19 protein-coding genes and 1 pseudogene are annotated in these 17,095 nt (G+C 51.9%); 12 read left to right on the top strand and 8 right to left on the bottom strand.

Features of this window, described 5'->3' with window-relative positions; genetic code table 11:
- From walK to P398_RS0102465, 8 genes are all read left to right on the top strand, one after another.
- Complete coding sequence (gene walK, locus P398_RS0102500) at positions 1–1,842, top strand: cell wall metabolism sensor histidine kinase WalK (protein ID WP_024371071.1); 1,842 nt, start codon at positions 1–3, stop codon at positions 1,840–1,842.
- On the top strand, positions 1,842–3,227 hold the full coding sequence (yycH, locus tag P398_RS0102495; RefSeq protein WP_029333995.1) for a two-component system activity regulator YycH: 1,386 nt from the start codon (positions 1,842–1,844) through the stop codon (positions 3,225–3,227). Before walK ends, yycH begins: the two co-directional genes overlap by 1 nt.
- The gene (locus P398_RS0102490; RefSeq protein WP_029333994.1) at positions 3,214–4,038 is read left to right on the top strand and encodes a two-component system regulatory protein YycI; all 825 of its coding nucleotides are present in this window, start codon (positions 3,214–3,216) and stop codon (positions 4,036–4,038) included. Before yycH ends, P398_RS0102490 begins: the two co-directional genes overlap by 14 nt.
- 13 nt (positions 4,039–4,051) lie before the next feature.
- Complete coding sequence (locus P398_RS0102485) at positions 4,052–4,843, top strand: MBL fold metallo-hydrolase (RefSeq protein WP_024371068.1); 792 nt, start codon at positions 4,052–4,054, stop codon at positions 4,841–4,843.
- A 51-nt stretch (positions 4,844–4,894) separates the two neighbouring features.
- Positions 4,895–6,160 (top strand): S1C family serine protease, encoded by a 1,266-nt coding sequence (locus P398_RS0102480; protein ID WP_029333993.1) that lies wholly within the window; start codon positions 4,895–4,897, stop codon positions 6,158–6,160.
- A 38-nt stretch (positions 6,161–6,198) separates the two neighbouring features.
- The gene (locus P398_RS16310) at positions 6,199–6,360 is read left to right on the top strand and encodes a CxxH/CxxC protein (protein ID WP_071398695.1); all 162 of its coding nucleotides are present in this window, start codon (positions 6,199–6,201) and stop codon (positions 6,358–6,360) included.
- An 83-nt stretch (positions 6,361–6,443) separates the two neighbouring features.
- Complete coding sequence (gene rlmH / locus P398_RS0102470; protein WP_024371066.1) at positions 6,444–6,923, top strand: 23S rRNA (pseudouridine(1915)-N(3))-methyltransferase RlmH; 480 nt, start codon at positions 6,444–6,446, stop codon at positions 6,921–6,923.
- A gap of 100 nt (positions 6,924–7,023) precedes the next feature.
- Complete coding sequence (locus tag P398_RS0102465; protein WP_081828268.1) at positions 7,024–7,749, top strand: DMT family transporter; 726 nt, start codon at positions 7,024–7,026, stop codon at positions 7,747–7,749.
- A gap of 104 nt (positions 7,750–7,853) precedes the next feature.
- Here P398_RS0102465 and P398_RS0102460 read toward each other — a convergent pair whose 3' ends face one another.
- On the bottom strand, positions 7,854–8,930 hold the full coding sequence (locus tag P398_RS0102460; protein WP_029333991.1) for an RNA-guided endonuclease InsQ/TnpB family protein: 1,077 nt from the start codon (positions 8,928–8,930) through the stop codon (positions 7,854–7,856).
- Between the two features lie 4 nt (positions 8,931–8,934).
- Positions 8,935–9,336 carry an IS200/IS605 family transposase gene (tnpA, locus tag P398_RS16520; RefSeq protein ID WP_024371868.1) on the bottom strand — a complete coding sequence of 134 codons (402 nt, stop codon included), beginning with the start codon at positions 9,334–9,336 and terminating at the stop codon, positions 8,935–8,937.
- A 159-nt stretch (positions 9,337–9,495) separates the two neighbouring features.
- On the opposite strand from tnpA, the gene P398_RS16515 reads away from it, so the two are divergent.
- Positions 9,496–9,663: an EamA family transporter gene (locus tag P398_RS16515; protein ID WP_326932340.1), complete on the top strand. Its 168-nt coding sequence runs from the start codon at positions 9,496–9,498 to the stop codon at positions 9,661–9,663.
- Between the two features lie 105 nt (positions 9,664–9,768).
- Here P398_RS16515 and P398_RS16510 read toward each other — a convergent pair.
- The 3 genes and pseudogenes from P398_RS16510 to P398_RS0102430 form a co-directional block, all read right to left on the bottom strand.
- Positions 9,769–11,338: pseudogene (locus tag P398_RS16510) on the bottom strand (IS3 family transposase).
- 68 nt (positions 11,339–11,406) lie between these two features.
- Entirely contained in the window at positions 11,407–11,682 is a 276-nt protein-coding gene (locus P398_RS0102435) for a hypothetical protein (RefSeq protein ID WP_051638851.1), read from the bottom strand.
- 14 nt (positions 11,683–11,696) lie between these two features.
- A complete protein-coding gene (locus P398_RS0102430) occupies positions 11,697–12,203 on the bottom strand; it encodes a hypothetical protein (RefSeq protein ID WP_029333989.1) in 507 nt (168 codons plus the stop codon).
- A gap of 98 nt (positions 12,204–12,301) precedes the next feature.
- Between P398_RS0102430 and P398_RS0102425 the strand changes: the two genes are divergently transcribed.
- Positions 12,302–12,775 (top strand): peptide-methionine (S)-S-oxide reductase, encoded by a 474-nt coding sequence (locus tag P398_RS0102425; RefSeq protein WP_029333988.1) that lies wholly within the window; start codon positions 12,302–12,304, stop codon positions 12,773–12,775.
- A 64-nt stretch (positions 12,776–12,839) separates the two neighbouring features.
- Positions 12,840–12,971 (top strand): hypothetical protein, encoded by a 132-nt coding sequence (locus P398_RS17130; protein ID WP_255313316.1) that lies wholly within the window; start codon positions 12,840–12,842, stop codon positions 12,969–12,971.
- A 56-nt stretch (positions 12,972–13,027) separates the two neighbouring features.
- On the opposite strand, the gene P398_RS0102415 is transcribed toward P398_RS17130, so the two are convergent.
- Complete coding sequence (locus P398_RS0102415; RefSeq protein ID WP_024371062.1) at positions 13,028–13,270, bottom strand: hypothetical protein; 243 nt, start codon at positions 13,268–13,270, stop codon at positions 13,028–13,030.
- Between the two features lie 18 nt (positions 13,271–13,288).
- Positions 13,289–13,921 (bottom strand): HNH endonuclease family protein, encoded by a 633-nt coding sequence (locus tag P398_RS0102410; RefSeq protein ID WP_029333987.1) that lies wholly within the window; start codon positions 13,919–13,921, stop codon positions 13,289–13,291.
- A gap of 253 nt (positions 13,922–14,174) precedes the next feature.
- Here P398_RS0102410 and P398_RS0102405 point away from each other — a divergent pair, with 253 nt between their 5' ends.
- Complete coding sequence (locus tag P398_RS0102405) at positions 14,175–15,368, top strand: DUF4317 domain-containing protein (protein WP_024371060.1); 1,194 nt, start codon at positions 14,175–14,177, stop codon at positions 15,366–15,368.
- 234 nt (positions 15,369–15,602) lie between these two features.
- Here P398_RS0102405 and P398_RS0102400 read toward each other — a convergent pair whose 3' ends face one another.
- Positions 15,603–17,048, bottom strand: coding sequence for a DEAD/DEAH box helicase (locus P398_RS0102400; RefSeq protein WP_029333986.1), 1,446 nt, complete (start codon positions 17,046–17,048; stop codon positions 15,603–15,605).
- Between the last annotated feature and the right edge of the window lie 47 nt (positions 17,049–17,095).

Genomic DNA, 17,095 nt, shown 5'->3' with positions numbered 1-17,095 from the left:
ATGAAACGGACGAACTTCTTTAAATCTATCCAGTGGAAGCTCGTCGTCATCTATGCGCTGCTCATTCTTGTTGCGATGCAAGTCATCGGGGTGTACTTCGTACGTTCCCTTGAACGGCAATACATCAACAACTTTTCGCAGTCGCTCGTCGATCGTGCCAACCTTCTGAGCTACAACGTCAGTCAAGGGATTGCATCGAACGGCGGTGACTCGACAACGGATCAGCAGTTGAACCAGGTACTGGATCAACTGCTGTCTGAGTTTACGGAGAGCACGACGCTAGCTGACGACATTCGCGAAGTCCAAATCATCGACACGAACAGTGTCGTGCGGGCGACGTCGAACCCGAACAACCAAAGTCTCGTCGGACAACGGACGGCGAGCACGTTTATCCAAAAATCGTTCGCCACGAGCGGCGCCCAGGAGACGGTCGTCTATGAAGACTCGAACGAACGGATGCGCGTCGTCGCCGTCCCGATCAAGTCCGAGGTCGACGGGACGACGACGGGCATGATTTATATCGAGGCGTCGATGCAGTCCATCTACAATCAGATGGAACAAGTGACCCGCATCCTCGCGACCGGGACGCTCATCGCCTTGATCATCACGTCGATTCTCGGCATCTTGCTGTCCCGGACGATCACACGGCCGATTGCGGACATGCGTCGCCAAGCCGTCGAGATGCGAAAAGGGAACTTCTCGCGGAAAGTTAAAGTGTATTCTGACGACGAGGTCGGTCAACTGGCCTACGCTTTTAATGAGTTGACAGATGAGCTCATGGAAGCGAACGCCACGACCGAGGCCGAGCGCCGCCGTTTGACGAGCGTGTTAGAAAACATGTCGGACGGGGTCGTCGCGACCGACCGTTCGCTGCGCGTCATTCTCATGAACGATCAAGCGCGCGATATGATCGGAGTGGAAGAAGAAGAGGCGATGGGGGCGAACCTTCAAAGCTTGCTCGAATTCGATGACGACATCGTCATCCCGGAAGACGGGACGATGCCGCCGAAATTGATCGATTTGAGCACCGACGAAGAACTGTTCCTCGTCCGCGCCTACTTCTCACCGATTCAAAAACATAGCGGTCCGATCACCGGACTCATCGTCGTCTTGCACGACGTCACCGAACAAGAGCAAGTCGAGCAGGATCGCCGCGAGTTCGTCGCGAACGTCAGCCACGAGCTCAGAACACCGCTCACGACGATGCGCAGCTATCTCGAAGTGCTCGCCGAAGGGGCGTATAAAGACGATGAGCTCGCTCCGCGGTTCCTCGAGACGACGCAAAACGAGACGGAGCGGATGATCCGCCTCGTCAACGATTTGTTACAACTGTCGAAAATGGACAGTAAAGAATACACGATGCAGAAAGTGAAGTTCGACTTCATTCAGTTCTTTAACGACATCATCGACCGTCACGAGATGACGAAAGGTGAATCAATCGAGTTCCGGCGCAAGCTCATGAAGCGTCGCGTCTACGTACATGCCGATCAGGACAAGATGACGCAAGTGATCGACAACATCATCACGAATGCGATCAAGTTCTCACCTGAAGGCGGGACGATCACGTTCCGGACGATGCTGCGGGCGAAACGACTCGTCGTCGGCATTAAAGACGAAGGGGTCGGTATTCCGAAATCGAACTTGAAGAAAATCTTCGAGCGCTTCTATCGGGTCGACAAAGCACGGGCGCGCAACATCGGCGGAACCGGACTCGGTCTGTCAATCGCCAAAGAAGTCGTCTCGGCGCACGGTGGTGATATTTGGGCGGAAAGTGAGTTCGGCCGCGGGACGACGATTTATTTCACAATCCCGTTCGATACGATCGTGGAGGTGAATGACTGATGGAACGAAAACGTTTCTGGGCGAAGCCAGAATTAGTGAAATCGCTCGTCTTGCTCACCTTGATCGTCACGTCCATCGTCCAAACGATTATCCTTTGGGATTATCATCCGAAGTATCAGTCGGTCCAGTCGGAGACGCAAGTCGCGACGGTCGACACGTCGCTCCAACGCCGGACGAGCCAGGTTATCGTTCCGGCCCAAACGGTCGTACATGAGAACAACGCCGTCTTCGCGACGAGAAACACACCGAAACAAATCGCCCGGGTCATTCGTGATACGTTCGAGGCGAACGAGTTCAAACCGCTCGCCGCAAAAAACGTGCCAAGTTTATATTCCGGCATTAACGATGCGCTCGAACTGATCTTGCCGGAGCCGTATTATGCGGACACGCTCGGATACATCGTGCCGGGATCGTACAGTTTGTCCGGAAAAGTTCCACAACGGGCCCTTATCTTTAGGGATGGAGACGTTTGGAAGATTCGGGCCATCATGAGCGACCAATCGATTTGGGAGGGACGCTTGGCCAAAATCGGTACGGGTGACGTCAACAGTCTGTTCTTAAAAGATTCAAATCGGGCGATGCAGCGTGTCACTTACGCTGAGGACCGCGTCAACTACATTCCCGTCGTCGGACCGGAAATGAACGAACTGTTCGCGTATGACGTGTCTCAAATTCAAATCGCGGCCCGCCTCGATTGGATGCGCGACACGTTCTTCCCAGGCGATCCGAACGTGCAGGAAGTCGACCCGGCGAGTTCGGTCGGTGCCCTCACGAACGGGATTAGCGTCGCTGAGTATGATGCGAAATTAAATGCGAGCCGTTACCGTAACTTGTCCCGTAACAGTAGCGAGCGTGAATCGGTCATCGGTCTCGACACGATTGTCGATTTCGTCAACTTTCATGGCGGATGGGTCGACGAGACGTCAGAGAGCCAAGGGTTGTCGCTCCGATTTGACGCCATCACGCCGGCGAACAAAGGGTTCGAGACGACCGTCTTCCGGTTTCATGTGAACGGCTATCCCGTGTTCAGTCAACGTGAGGCGTTCATCAACAACGATGCGGTCGACTTATCCACACTGCGTGTCGAAAACGACGGGACGCAAGTCCGGTCGATCACGCGTCATCACCTCGAGATCGATCGCTTGATCTCCGTAGGGACGACACAGCTTGCAGGCGGCCAAGACGTCCTCGACACGCTCGTCAATACGGGCCGATTCGAGAACGTCACCGAGATTCGCCTCGGTTATGAAATTGAATACAATGAAGATACGAGTCGGTACGTCACGTTCTCGCCGAACTGGTTCGTCCGGGAAGCGGGACGTTGGGTGCCGTATGATAAACCGGGAGATTGGACGGAAAGGATGATGTATCGTGGATTGGAGTAAAGCGAAAACGATTCTGCTCTTCGCCTTCCTCGCGTTGAACATCTACCTGTTGTTCCAGCTCTTGACCGAGACGTGGGCAACGGAAGTCGTGACGAACGATAACACGTCGATTGCCCAAATCTTGGACCAGCGTGACGTCGACGCCTCAAAATTGCCACGGATGGGGCGAGACATCGGCTATTTGACCGGCTCGTCCGAACAGATGTCAGCGTCGATGATCACGAAAAACCGGGAAGCGCAACTGGCGACGACACTCGACAACATGCAGCTCGAAGTCGAGTTGAAAGACCCGGTTCCGCTCGACGAGGCCGATTTACGGACGACAGCGGCGACGTTCGTCACCGACTACGTGCCGTTCGGTTCTGAGTATGCGTATTGGCGTTTCGATCAAGAGACGCGCCAAATCGCCTTCGTGCAGACGTATGAGAACAACAAGATTTTCTCGAATCCGGAAATCGAGGCCGATACCGAGAAATACATCGGTCCTTCCTTGTTGCTTCTTCAGTTGAACGAGGACTATGAAGTGACCGATTACAAACAGCGCCATTTGACGAACTTGTCGTCGAAGTCGCAAGACGATCTCGTCTTGACGGCGAGTGAGGCGATCTCGCAACTGGCGGCGCGGAAGTATTTCCAGCCGAATCAAGAGATGCGAGCCATCAACACCGGATTTTATAGCCTCCCGCTCGATAGCTCGGGCAGTCTGATTATTATGCCACCGCTCTGGTCGATTGCGATCGACGAGAACGTCTATTTCGTCAACGCGATTGACGGGACGGTCGAGCGGGTCGAGTTTCACACAGTAGAATGAAAGGAGTGATCGAGTGACTTTACGCTATAGTGTGCTCGCGAGCGGTTCGACCGGTAACGCCCTCTATATTGAGACGGACCGGACGAAATTGCTCGTCGACGCCGGATTGACCGGCAAGGCGATGCAGCAACGCATCACCGAGATCGGCCGATCGTTTGAAGGGGTCGACGCACTGCTCGTCACCCATGAGCACTCCGACCATATAAAAGGGGTCGGAATTTTGGCCCGTAAGTTCAACTTGCCGATTTACGCGAACGCGAAGACGTGGGACGCGATGGAGGCGAATATCGGGAAAATCGACCCGTCCTTAAAGTTCCACTTTGAGGTCGGGGACATTAAACAGTTCGGGGATATCGAAATCGAGTCGTTCAACGTCAGCCATGACGCCGCCGACCCGATGTTCTACCAGTTCGCCCATGATGGCAGAAGGCTCGCCCACATCACCGACACCGGTTATGTGTCGGATCGGATGAAGGGGGTCATTCGCGGCGCGGACGACTTCATCTTCGAGTCGAACCATGACGTGTCGATGCTGCAGATGGGCCGTTATCCATGGAGCGTCAAGCGACGGATCCTCGGTGATTACGGACACGTCTCGAACGAGGATGCGGCCATCGCCATGAGCGAGGTCATCGGAGAGCGGACGAAACGGATTTATTTGGCCCATTTGAGCAAAGATAACAACATGAAAGAACTCGCGCAAATGAGCGTCGCCCAGACGCTCGGCATGCGTGATGTCGACCTCGGCCGCATCAAATTGTGCGATACCGACCCAACCGTCCCAACTTCACTCGTTTCTTTATAAGCGAAGTTGGGAAAAGACAGATAACACACTGTCTTGAAGGGGGGACGCGTCGTGAATGAAGAGAGACACCATGAGTATGAACCTCAAGACGTCGAACCTTTAACGCACGAAGCAGACACGATGAACGATCAATCAACTTATCCATCTCGCAGCGACTGGCGTCCGAAAAGCGAGGAACGCGTGCGCCATAAGCCACGGATGAATATAAAACCGTTGTTACTCGGAGGGGTTGGCGGATTCTTAGGAGCGGCTTTGTTCTTTTTGGCGATGATGCTCTGGGATTCCCCGACCTCTCGTTTTGTGACGAATGAACTAATTCGGACGGAACAAGCCGTCACGTTCACCGAATCGGACATCACGACGGCCGTGACGGGCGCAAAGACGTCCGTCGTCAGCATCACGAACATTCAGCGCGCTTTCACATCCAATTCGCAATGGGAGGCTGGAGCGGGCTCTGGTGTCATCTATAAAGTCGACGGAGACACGGCGTATATCGTCACGAACTTCCACGTCATCGAGCAGGCCGATGAGATCAGCGTTGCCTTTTCGGACGGACAAGTGGCGACGGCAACCATTTTAGGCGAGGACCCGCTCAACGACTTGGCGGTCGCGGCCGTCGATTTGCCAGATAACATCGAGGCGACACCGATCGTCCTCGGCGATTCGACGACGCTTCAAGCCGGGGAGACGGTCATGGCGATCGGCAATCCGCTCGGCGTCTTTTCAAACTCGGTCACCCGTGGTATCGTCAGTGGTGTCGAACGCACCGTGCCGGTCGACACGAACAGTGATGGGCTCATGGACTACAATGCTGAGGTCATCCAGACCGATGCGGCCATCAACCCGGGCAATTCCGGCGGGGCGCTCATCAATATCCGCGGCGAGCTCGTCGGCATCAACTCGATGAAAATCGCCGAAGCGAGCGTCGAGGGGGTCGGTTTCTCGATTCCCGTCAACGTGGCGCTGCCGGTCATTGACATGCTCGAGCGTGACGGTCGCGTCACGCGGGCCCAGCTCGGCGTCACGATTCAAGAAGTCATCGCCGTACCTGGAAACGTGCGGGAAGAGTACGGCATCAGCTTTGACAATGAGGACGGCGTCTTCGTCGAAGAGATCACACCCGGGAGTCCGGCCGAACAGGCGGGGCTTCGGGTCGGTGACGTCATCGTGAAGATCGGTGATCGTGAAATCAGGCGATATGTCGATTTACGTGATGCGCTCTACCGCGACTCGACGGTCGGGGATACGGTATCAATCGAATATACAAGGCGCGGTCAACTGAACAAAACAGAAGCCACGTTAACAGAAGCGACATGAAGAAGCGGCGACGCTTCTTTTTTAAGGAGGAAAAAGCTGTGGAAAAAAAAGTATGCAAGGAACATGTTGAAATCGCTTTAGACATCATCGTCGATGAGACGGGGGAATATCCATTGCTCGAGGAACTATCCACAAGTGGACAAGTGAAATGTGAGTTCTGTGACGCCGACGCAACATATGTTGTGTCAAGCAAAAAATGATTATCAACATGTGGATTTGTGGATAACTCTGTGGATAACCCTATGGATAACTCCAAAAAATCTGTGGAAAAAGGAAGAATTGGATGAATATTTCAATTATCACGGTTGGCAAACTGAAAGAAAAATATTTAAAACTAGGAATCGCCGAGTATACGAAACGGCTATCTGCCTATGCGAAAGTGCAGGAAATCGAGGTCGCGGACGAGAAAGCGCCCGAGCATTTGAGTGAGGCAGACATGATTTTAGTAAAGCAAAAAGAAGGCGAGCGGATTTTAGCGAAAATCAGTCCGGATACACACGTCATCGCCCTCGCCATCAACGCCAAACAGCGGACGAGTGAAGAGTTCGCACGTGAACTCGACCAACTCGCCACATACGGCAAGAGCAAAATCGCGTTCGTCATCGGTGGCTCGCTCGGCTTATCCGAGGACGTCATGAAACGCGCGAACGATACGATCTCGTTCTCGAAGATGACGTTCCCGCACCAAGTGATGAAACTCGTCTTGTGCGAGCAGATTTACCGCGCGTATCGGATCAATCGGAATGAACCGTACCATAAATAAGATTTGTCGGCCGCAATCTACTTAAGTCGAGTTATAAAGGTTTTCGTTAGAGGTATAGTTACCTGCACAGAGTCGAATGACGGATGTGGAGGGACGGACTATGCGAAATTTAAGCTTAGGATTGGTCGCGTTGTCTGCGATATTATGGGGCATTGCGGGAGGGTTAGGCGGCTTTCTCATGGACAAAGGGTGGGACCCGCTCATCATATCGTTTTACCGAGGTGCGGTCGGATTGGTCTGTCTCCTCGTCTGGTTCTTGTTTCGACCGACGCGGTTGACCAAATTGTTGGTCTTATGGGCCATCGTGGCGGGGATCGGAGTAGCCGGTAACTTCGTGTTCTATTTTATTGGCATCGCCGAATCAAGCGTCGCCGTGGCCGCCACGTTGATGTACACGGCGCCTATATTCGTGCTCGTCATCTCATTTGTCTTTCGATTGGAGAAGCCTTCGCTCTTCAAGTTCGGCGCGATCGCGTTCGTGATTGTGGGAATCGTATTGCTGACGGAAGTATATAGCATCGACTCAAATCAAGTGACGACGCTTGGACTAGTTGCAGGCTTAGGGGCCGGGCTCGCCTATGCCTTGTTCATATTTGGTTTTAAATACGCCTCCGATCACGGGGAACCCCAAGGTATTCTGATGATCGCGTTTCTCACATTCACGTTTATCATGTTGTTTTTCGTAGACTTGAAAGACACTGTCTCGGTCGTCTCTTCACCAGACGTATGGTGGATGATCCTATTGGGGGTTTTTGGGGCGGGTTTGTCTTTCTTTTTATATTTGACACTCCCACGGCTAAAGCCACAAGCTCACCCTTCGGGATGAGTGGGATTCTGAAGTGCTTGTGCGAGCGCAGTCCATTTCTGTTTTGCTCAAACCTTCAGATGAGGGTGTGCCATCACCCCTCCTGAGACAGACCATATAGGTTCTCAGGCTGATTGACTATTACCATCAACCACAGGTGCGTATCGGATGTTCATCGCACCGACTAAATCTCGATGTTTCTTGAATCCGCATTTACAGACATAAGTTCGGTCTTTCGCTTTATTCCGGCTTCCGCAAGAAGGACATGTCTGAGATGTGTACGCAGGGTTCACATATTCGACCTTGATTCCTTCTAACTTCGCCTTGTACTCGATAAATAGTGCCAAGCGATAGAACGACCATGTATGCAGATTCTTATTGTTTTTACGGCTTGTTCTTGCCGTCTGTCGGATGTTCGCCAATTTCTCGAGGCGAATGACAGAAATGTTGTTCTCTTTTGCGAAATCGACAATATCACGGCTAACCTTGTGATCTTTGTCTTTCATCCAACGCTGTTCTTTGTTGTTCAGCTTTTTGATTGCGTTCAGCTTCTTCTTTTGACCGAGCTCTTTTCGTTTTGCTCGAAACTTGCGTTTCATATACTTGTTCTCGCGCCCGTTTCCGAAGAATCGCACCTTGTCACGATCGGTCGATGCAACCGCTGGTACTTTTAAACCTAAATCTACACCTAGAACCTTAGAGCCGGTCTTCTCAGTAGTAAGGATTGTGACGGCAATCTGAGCAATCCACTTATTTGATTTCTTCGTGATACGAAGTGCACCCAGCTTGTTGTTCAAGAGCGAAAAGTTACGATTGTGTTTATCGACCATTTCTGCTTTAATTGGCGTTTTCTTTGCCTTTCCATCCACCATGATCGGAAGAAAGATCGACTCAAAATCGAACGAATAGTTCTGGTTGTTCCATGTGCAATAAGGTTTTTTCAAAATAGGCACGACTTTATATTTCGATTTCTTCGCCTTTTTAAATACACTCTGTACGTCTTTAATAGCCTGATTCTTAACGGCGCTAGGCAAGGGCGAGGAGACACTCTTACTCGTTAGTTTGAGTGTCGCCTGGGCTTTCACCATGTCAGAGACAAGTCGGTTGGTCGTCTCAATGTATGTGGTCATCATCTTTTTCAAGACAACTTCCTGTTTTTTTGTTGGCTTCAGTTTAATGTTGACTGTCAGCGTTTGAGACACAGTGTCACCCCCTCGTTTTTTGTTGTTCGACATAGCGTTTGATTGTTTCGCTCGATACGTTCCCGGCAGTAGAGACGAAGTAGGAACGCGTCCAGAGGCTCGGCAAATGTTGAAGGTGAGGAAACTCCTCTCTTAACTTTTTAGATGTCACTCCCTTGATTTTTGCCATGATGTCGGCAGGGCTAAGTGTCGGCAGGGCATTAAGAAACATATGTGTATGATCTTTATCGCATTCTAAAGCTATCATATTGATATTCAGATCTTCACATATTTCAGATACAAGCTCCTTGAAACGTACTTCTACATCATTACGAAGGAATATCTTCCTTCTGTATCGAGGGCAAAATACGAAATGATAGTTGATTAGAGAAACAGTAGTATGGGTTTTTCTATAGTTGTTTTCCATAACATTATTGTATCAGTTAAACTAATTAATTGAAACAAAACCTTTCGGATACATGAAGTGTCAAAACCGGCGGTTTATTACTGACACTCCGTATCCGACATAGCTTTCATCCCACCCCTAAAGGAGTGGGCTTTCTCGCTATGAAGTTCTGTAATCGGGTTGAAGCGAACGTCCCCGACCTCGGCTTCGATTGTCGCCATGGTCGAACCGGTCACGGCCTCTTTGTTCGGATTCTTCATTCTCAGTCAACAACTCAACGTCATCCAAATGAGCGGCATGGCGATCATTTTATTGACGGTGACCGTCTTGAGTGTGAAACAAAACTGACCGGGCGTAGAAGACCGAGGACGACACGTCAGCTAAACAAAAAAGGGGAGCTTTGCTTATGAACTGCTCCCTGTCAAGTAGACAGGGCAAATAATGAAAACCAGCCTAGGCGGCTTGAGTCCTGTATTCGACAGGGCTCAAGCCGTTTAGTCGTTTCTGGAAACGATCATGGTTGTAGAACGATATGTAGGCCTCGATGGCTGATGTGAGTTCGCTGTAGGCCTGGAACTCACGCAAATAGTACATCTCGACTTTCAGGGTACCCAAAAACCCTCAATCGGGGCGTTGTCGAGACAACGTCCGACCCGGGACATGCTGTGGGTCAGCCCCGCGTCTTCCACCATGCGTTTGAACCCTCTCGAGGTATATTGGAACCCTCGGTCGCTATGGATCATCGGACTCGCTCCTGAACGGAGCCCCGCGATGGCTGGGATCATCGTCTGGAAGACGAGCGCGTTGTTGTTGGATTTCCCGATGCGATAGGCGACGATCGAGCCGTCATAGAGGTCGATGATCGCGCTCAGATACGCCTTCTTCCCGGCGCCATATTTGAACTCGGTGACGTCGGTGCACCACTTCTCGTCCGGTCGGGACGCGCTGAATTCCCGGTTCATCAGGTTCTCGGCCACATGTTGCGGTGACGATTTCTTATGCCGCTTTCGTTTCTGGCGGATGACCGAACGGATCTCATGGATGCGCATGAGACGATAGATCCGCTTCTCATTGTATGCCGGCAGGCCATGTTGACGTCGTCTGCGGTTGATTGTCATGGTGAGCCGTCGATAGCCGTAGGTCCCGTTCACCTGGTCATAGAGGAGACGGATGTCCTCCAGTAAGCCCAAGTTCTCCTCCTCGCGTACCGAGACGGTACGCTTCAACCATTTGTAGTAGGCGGCCCGTGAGACCTGCGCGATTTCACACAGGAGCACGACCGGGAACGTGTCGGTCGTCGACATTTCCTCGATCGCCATGTAACGTAATTGTAGCCGGATTTGGCTGATCAACCTCTCCTCTCGATCTCCTCTAACTTTTTTAGGAACAGGTTCTCGGCCCGCAGGCGCTCGTTCTCCCGCTCGATCTGTTGGATGCGACGTTCGAGCTTCTCTTCGTTGGTCAGTTCCTCTTCTTGCTTCGTCCGTCCGCGCCGGTCCTCGAGCCCGTGCACGCCGTCGGCGTCATATTTTTTCGTCCAGCCGTAGACCTGGTGGTACGACACGGCGAATATCTCGGCCGTCTGTTGATAGTTCCGTCCATTGTCCAGGCAATACCTGACGATCTCCATGCGTTCCTCGAATGTGGTCTTTCTCCCTTTTGTCATAGCTCGATCCATCCCTTTTCTCGAATCTGTTAACTCGCTATGACTAGTATACTTCTTGATCCACCGATATAGAACCGAACGACTACTGATTTGATGTCTGGAGAGGACTTCCACCATGGTGACCCCATCGAGATAGTCACGTACGGCCGCTATTTTCTGTTCCTTTGTGTACAGTTTCCATGTCCTCGACTCCTTCAAGGCGTCGATTCCGCCGGTCTCGAATTTCACTTTCCACACCCGGAGGGTATGCTCAGAGACGTCATGGGCCTCCTCGATTTCCTTCCACGTATATGTTTCTTCTTCCATCATCCGTAGTGCACTCAGTTTTTGTTCGATTGAATGCCGACTTCTCGCCATAAAAAACACTCCCCAATCAGATAAACAGATTTGTTATTTCATCTGTCTACCTATTGGGGAGCATATCATTAGCGCAGGCTTCCCTTTCGCATTGTTCGGTTACGCACCCCTGTGAGAAGCAGTGCAGCGATGAGTGTGATCCCAAAAAATGTGTACACGAACAAGAAAGGCGCCCCGGTCGTCACGATGACGACCTCGTCTTGCAAGACGACGACGTTGTCCGCTTTGGTGATGATGTCGGGCTCATACGTGAGTGTCCGGATGAAGCCGATTCCGAACGTCGCGATGAAATAAACGAGATGAAGCACGGCCGAAATCAAGGCGGCGCGAATAACTAATTTCATAAATAACTTTCCTTTCATTCTTTCACAGGATGGCTACGTGAAAGCTTTTGTTCCATTTGATCATGTAGTTTTTCGCCGAGCGAGATTGGATGCGGGAGGACAGACAGTTCAGCATAGAGCGGGAACATGCGTCGTACGTCGCCCGGATAGTAATCTCCAGGACGTGGCGATTCATGACCTGAAATCGTGAACATCTCTGCCGCACGATCGACGTAGAGGACGAGCGGACCGGACATGCCCGTACCTGTCTCGAAGCGGTCACCTTCTCGCACATACTCTTGAATGAGTGCCCACACGTAAATCTCATGTTTCGTCGTACTCGTGTCGAGAATCTTATACGTCGTATAAACATCACCACCAAAGTTCGGCGCCATCACTTCGGTCGCCAAGTAGCGCTCCACCTCGGCTTGATCGAGTGGGACGGACTGACTCATCGTGACGAACGATTCGCCCGTCGCGACGTAATAGATGCCTGAACAAAGCGTCATCGTATAAAATGTGGTCAAGATGAGTTTTTTCACATAGCTTCCTCCTAAATGAACACGACGTTTCTTCTAGTTTATCGTATTGCTTCATAATAGTGGGATTTTTTACTAATTTTCTTAAAGGGGATGATGTGATGCAGACGGTATATCTCGCAGGAGGCTGTCTATGGGGTGTGCAGGCGTTCGTCAAGACGTTACCCGGCGTTATCGAGACGGAAGCCGGACGGGCGAACGGAAAGACGACCACGCTCGAAGGAGACTATGATGGATACGCTGAATGCGTCAAAACCATATTTGATCCGACAGTCGTCACGATTGAAGCGTTGATGGGGTACTTGTTCGAAATCATTGACCCGTACAGCGTCAACCGACAAGGCGAGGATGTCGGAGAGAAGTACCGGACCGGGTTATACAGTGAGGATGCGAAACATGTAGAGGTGGCACGTGCGTTTATCCAAAGGCGAAGCGACGCGGACCAAATCGCGGTCGAAGTGTTGCCGCTCACGAACTATATTCCGAGCGCGGACGAGCATCAGGACCGTCTCGCACGCTGCCCGGACGATTATTGTCACATCCCGAAAGCGTTGCTTGAGAAATACAAGCGTTGAACGGCGAAAAAAAATAACGCAGCTTATGTACTGGTGGGACAGATGATATCGTAGGGAAGTAACGATGATCACATCACCACGGAGGACCATTATGTTCACACTCGGCATCGTCGGTGGCGCCAGCTTGCTGTTGGCAGGAGCCATGATTGGGGTCAGTTTCCTTGTTATTCGTGCCATCATCAAAATGGTGAAGTAAGCCCCAACCAAAAAGGAGTCTCGTCACCCAAATGAGGTGTCGCGACTCCTTTTCATTTACGCCCGCTCGAGGACGTTCACGAGCAGTTGATGCACGACGGCGTGGTCCCGCACATCGTGAAGCTTGTAGTCTTTCCCGGGTAATGTATACCATTCGGCGGCCCCGACGTACGTGACCGCAAGTTCGAGCGTGCCGTCTTCTTGGCACGTCGTCTTCAGCTCGAGTTCGCCGCTGATGACACCGACTTCTTCGGTCATGACCCCGTGAGAGGCTTTAAAGATAGACGATTGTTGATCCATAATGTCCTCCTTTTTGAATCAATAGCTGCAGGCGTTGATGGCAGTTTGAAGCGCTGCTTTCTCTGACGATTGAAGCGTGAGTCCCCAACGGCTTTTCGTCTCAACCCACATCTTCGCATACGCACAACGCGCACCGGCACGCGGCGGCTGCCATGTCGACGGGTCCTGGTCACCTTTTGAGCGGTTTGATGTCGCGGATACGGCAATCAACTGCGGTCCGTTCAAATCGTTGGCGAAGCTTTGACGCTTCGTCGATGTCCAGCTGCTCGCGCCTGAACGCCACGCTTCAGCGAGCGGGACGACGTGGTCGATGTCGATATCAGAAGCAGACGTGAAGACGAGACCATCATAGTAACTGTACCATCTTCCGGTCGTGACCGGGCAAGTGTCGACGACCGAATCGGCATCACGCTTCAAGACGACGTGACGGGTGTTACAGCCGTTCCCTTGACTGCTCCAATGAGGGAACAAATCACGGCTGTAGCCGGTCATCGCGCCTTCCGCTTGGACGGTCAACGCGTTCAGTTTCGTGATTGCGTCGGCCTTCGACGGAATGTTCGGCGGCAAGGCCGAAGCGGTCGGTGTACTGAAGTGGAGCGTGGTCAAAACGAGAACGATGGCGAATAAAGAACTGAGCATTTTCTTCAACATGGGTGAGCCTCCTCATATGTATGACGACCGAATCGAGCGCGTCCAACCGGTGGACGCACATCGACTATACATGGGCTGTCATCGAGAAAGCGTGAAATTTACAAAAATGAATAGAAAGATTAGAAAAGTTAAGATGAGAGACATAATATATGACATCAGACGTCCCGGCTTTAGCACTACTCATGGACGCGTGTACAGCAACTATTGGTATAATGGAGTCGGTTCGTAGGAAAGAACGAAGGAGTGGGGATGAATGAATCAAAAAGAAGTCGCGGCAATCCGCAAACATTTCAAACTAAATGCAGAGGCGGTCAAAATCGCTGACATTTATAATATTTATATCCGACAGGACAGCAATGAGATCTTCCATGAGGAGTTGCGCTCGTTCCCGTTTCTCGAGCAGGAACATCAAGAGCTGTTCCTCACCAATTTCAAAAAAGTACTCGGCGGGAAGATGGACGAGAAACTGTTCGAGGTGAAGTTTCAACATCCGGAACCCGGGCAAAGTGACCATACGCAGACGCTTCTTTACGAGGGATTGAAGACAGACGATATCGAAGGCTGGGCATCCTTGATGCAACGGGTCGCCTTGAAGACGGTACAGGACGCCACGTTCGAGAAGGACATGGTCATCACGTTCATCCGCTTCAAATACAATAAACCGACACGCCGCCACTCGGAGGAGACGGAGATCGACATGCGTGACGAGGTGTGGACGTCCCGGTTCATCCTCTGTAGCATCAACCAGACGGAGCTACCGAAACAGTCGCTCGTCTTTGACTTCATCGAACGCGAGTTCAAGTCGAACATTTTCATCAATCCGGTCATCAAGCTCGATGCGCCGGTCGGCGGGTTCATGTTCCCGAGCTTCACGGACAACGCGGCCGACGTCAACCATATCTTGTATGCGGCGCAAAAACCGCATCAACCGGACTATCGCTTCATCGAGAACGTGTTGAATGGCACTGAGATCGTGACGGCCGTCGAGGAGAAGGCGATGTTCGAAGAAGTCGTCAAGACCGTCATCGGCGAAGAGGTCAACTTGGCGACGCTCGCGACTGTGTACGACGAGATTAACCAAATCATTGTCGCCGAGGCCGAGCGTGAGGAAGAGGACCAGACGGTGCCGGTCATGGATGCCCGCACGGTCGAAATCGTATTGAAGGCGAGCGGGGTCGAGGACGTAACGACGGAAAAAGTCGAAGCGGCGTTCCAACAAGTCGTCGATGACCGTCAATACGAGATGAAAGCGAGCAGCGTCATCCCGAAATATACGTCGAAATCGATTAAAATCAACACGAAAGTGGCCAATATCGCCATCAGCCCGCAAGACCTGAAATACGTGAAGCAAGTGAACTATAAAGGTAGACCGTGCCTGTTGATTGAAGTGGAGGACGACACGGAGATTGAAGGATTCAAGTTAATCTCGGAAGAGTTGCTCGACTAAGTTGATGTTTACAGAGAGACAGACATCGTTCCTATGAAGCGAGTCCAGGCAATCCGCCTGGGCTTTTTTATGACAATCGCGTGAGGATGGTTGAATTTAAGCATCAATATCGGTATGATTTCATTGAAAGCGTTCTCTTGACGCTTCCTTTTTTACATGTTTTCGAAAGCGCTTTCGATTAGGTGACGCCAATAAAAAAGCCCGAGAAGAAAGAATCTTCTCAGGCATAGCCGTTTATTTGTGGGCTTTACTCACTTTTAGTTTTTTACCTTTGATCGGTGTCGATTCCATCGCTTCTAAAACGAGCGAACCTTTACCGTTCAAGATGTCGACGTATGTCATCTGATCGGTGATCGTGATGATGCCGATGTCGTCGGCTGTGACGCCTGGGATTTTGGCGATCGTCCCGACGAAGTCGACGGCGCGGAGTTTTTTCTTCTTCCCGCCGCTGAAGTGAAGCTTCATGATGTCTTGATTGATACGTGCCGTCTTGTTGTTTCGAACGACGCGGCGTCCGCTCAACTTCTCTTCGAACGCGGCTTGGTTGCGAGCGACCTCTTTTTCGGTCGGCGCGTCCATCTGCGGGATCTCGAACTTGATGAACGACTCGATGGCGTGGACGAACTTGCCTTCGTGCGGCGTCGCGAGCGTGATCGCTTTTCCTTGCTTCCCGGCGCGTCCTGTACGACCGGTCCGGTGCACGTAGCTCTCTTTTTCCATCGGTACGTCATAGTTGATGACGAGGGCGACATTATCGACATCGATGCCGCGGGCGGCGACATCGGTCGCGACGAGATAGCGGAAGTTGCCCATCTTGAAGCCGTTCATGACGGCGAAGCGGTCTTCTTGCTCGAGCCCGCCGTGGAGTCGCTCACACGAGTAGCCGGCTTGGTCGAGTTCGCTGTACACCGTGTCGACATGTTCTTTCGTCCGGCAGAAGATGAGACAGCTGTCCGGGTTCTCGACGACAGTGACGTCTTTTAAGACCGACAGTTTCTCTTCGCGGCGGACTTCGATCAAACGGTGTTCAATCGTTGAAGCGGTGACGCCGGCTGATTCGATGGCGATGCGGACGGGCTCGTTCATGTGCTGTCGGCAAAGGCGCTCGATATCGTTCGGGAACGTGGCCGAGAAGACCATCGTCACGCGCTCTGTCGGCAACTGCTCGAGAATCGCTTCGACGTCGGCGAGGAAGCCGCGGTTCAACATCTCATCCGCCTCATCGATAATCAAGTACTCGATTTTGTCTAAAGCGAGCGTCTCGCGTTCGATATGGTCCATGACGCGTCCCGGTGTCCCGACGACGATGTGCGTCTTTTGTTTCAATTCTTCGCGTTGCTTCGAGAACGGTTCTTTCCCGTAGACCGCTGCCGCTTTGATGCGCTTGAAGCGGCCAATGTTCGTCATGTCTTCCCGGACTTGGACGGCGAGTTCGCGCGTCGGCGTGAGAATCAAGACTTGCGGCTTGTTCTCGGCCCAATCGATCAGCTCCGTGACCGGGATACCGAAGGCGGCTGTCTTCCCGCTCCCGGTTTGCGCTTTGACGACGAGGTCTTGACGCTCGAGTGCGAGCGGGATGACTTTCTGTTGAACCTCGGTCGGAGCGACGTACTTCATAATACCGAGTGCGCGTTGGATTTCTTCGCTTAAACGGTAGTCTGCAAATTGTGGTTGATTCATGTGTTTACCTCGTTTTCATGTAAGAAACTTCTGTATTCGAAATTTTC

The organism is Exiguobacterium aurantiacum DSM 6208 (genome assembly GCF_000702585.1).
Lineage (GTDB): Bacteria > Bacillota > Bacilli > Exiguobacteriales > Exiguobacteriaceae > Exiguobacterium > Exiguobacterium aurantiacum.
The sequence above is the reverse complement of the archived record's forward strand: the minus strand, read 5'-3'. Positions and strand labels throughout refer to the sequence as shown.